The sequence below is a fragment of the Fusibacter ferrireducens genome, assembly GCF_015352425.1.
GTDB classification, from domain to species: domain Bacteria; phylum Bacillota; class Clostridia; order Peptostreptococcales; family Acidaminobacteraceae; genus Fusibacter_A; species Fusibacter_A ferrireducens.
Map to the genome: position 1 here is coordinate 1 of NZ_JADKNH010000042.1, position 1,784 is coordinate 1,784.

The following is a 1,784-nucleotide window of genomic DNA, read 5'->3' on the forward strand; positions in this document are numbered from 1 at the left end:
TACCGTCTCTGATCAAGTTTTTTCAATAATTAAAGTTTGTTTCTCCACCATGTCGGTTCCCATTTCAGGATAACGTTCCCGCGATTACCGAAGTCACTCCTTTTCCCTTAGGAAAAGTGGCGCTGGCCTTGCCTCGCAAGGACTGTGTCATCAGAGTGATTTTGGTAATCGGCGTGTTATGTGTAGTAAGCTTTTATTCTATACTCTTATATAAAATTCAAATTATCCCAATCTTTAATATTTGACCATTTCATTTCTGGAACATTGTCATTTACTTCAACTACGCCAACTTTTATTATATTCTTTTCCATATTTTCCTTTTTATTTTCTTTCAAAATTGCACTTGTTGTAAAAGTTGTATGTAGGGATTCTATTTTATTATTTCTAATCCAGTACAATTCGCCTTCTTCACAATTGGCTAATTTTTCTTTTCCCGTTTTAGCATAAAATACATATTGAACACGAATTTCATTTTTCTTTAATCTCATTACAATATACCTTAATTTGAGATCTTCAAGATCATCCTTGTTGATACCGGTTTCTTCAAATATTTCTCTATAACATGCGACTTCTGGTTGCTTGTATTCACACTCTTCTATGTGTCCGCCAACTGGTGCCCAAAGATTAGTAGCGATCTCTGATCTACCATTTCTTTTCATCATGAGAGTTTTTTGATCATTTTCAATAAATGCTACTGCAAAGTATTTAATATTTATCACGTTTTACTCCTAATTTAATATTTATGCCGGTTAAAGCTTATTACATATAACGTTCCCGCGATTACCGAAGTTCATCCTTTTCACCCTTAGGGGAAAAGTGGCGTAGACCTTGCCTCGCAAGGGCTATGACATCAGATGAATTTCCGGTAATCGACGTGTTATCTGATGTTCTAATCGCTCACTCTTTAAGTTTTCAAGACTTTCTTTTATCAATATCAACACTAATAACGTTAAATTATTTTCTTTATTGTACTGCTTATATTTTCAGTGTGTTTGTTACCATAATCAATATGAAAATATCAACTAACTTCCAAATTGATAATAATCCAATCATAAGATCTATATTCTAGTGTTATTCCTAATAAAAATGTCTGATTGGTTTCATAACTTCGTATATGATATTGAATCCACATAGTTCCATCATCCGTATTTAATGAATATCCATTTAATACAATATCATCAATTGCTCGTTGATATCCAATTATGGGTATTTTGAAATCATTATTGCTATTCAAAATTTTTTCATCCTCAATATAATAATCTTCACTAAGAAATGATTCCATTTTTTCAATATTCATATTTTGATATGCATTAATGAACATATCTGAAATTTGTATTGCAGATAAAAATTTTTCTTTTTCTTCCACTTTTTTATCAATTATATCTGTTTCCGTCTCTTTTTCAATATTACTTTGACTACAGCTACAACATAAAATCACCATCATTAATATTAAACGTATTTTTCTCACAATCACTCCCCCAAAAGTAGTTTTATTTGTAATTGTCAAATTTTAGATTTCTATACAGACTAATATACACTTTATAAAATCACCTTAGTTGAGATGGATTCCATCTCAAGTATTTCCATTATTTGTTTTCACCAATTTGTTCATAATTATTGATTTAATTGAGTTGAAATTATTTTCATAGATTAGAATTTCAGATAACGTTCCCGCAGTTTCCGACGTTTCTTCCTTTTAACGCCTTAGCGGTAAAAGTGGCGCAAGACTTGCCTCGCAAGGCTTGTGACATCGGAAGGAATGTAGGAAAATGACGTGTTATCTG

2 protein-coding genes are annotated in these 1,784 nt (G+C 31.6%); both read right to left on the reverse strand.

Going from position 1 to position 1,784, the window contains the following annotated elements; all coding sequences use genetic code 11:
- Nucleotides 1-206: 206 nt before the first annotated feature.
- A complete protein-coding gene (locus ISU02_RS23680) occupies nucleotides 207-719 on the reverse strand; it encodes an NUDIX domain-containing protein (RefSeq protein ID WP_194704344.1) in 513 nt (170 codons plus the stop codon).
- Nucleotides 720-1,018: 299 nt separating this feature from the next.
- Complete coding sequence (locus tag ISU02_RS23685) at nucleotides 1,019-1,468, reverse strand: hypothetical protein (protein WP_194704345.1); 450 nt, start codon at nucleotides 1,466-1,468, stop codon at nucleotides 1,019-1,021.
- Nucleotides 1,469-1,784 lie beyond the last annotated feature (316 nt).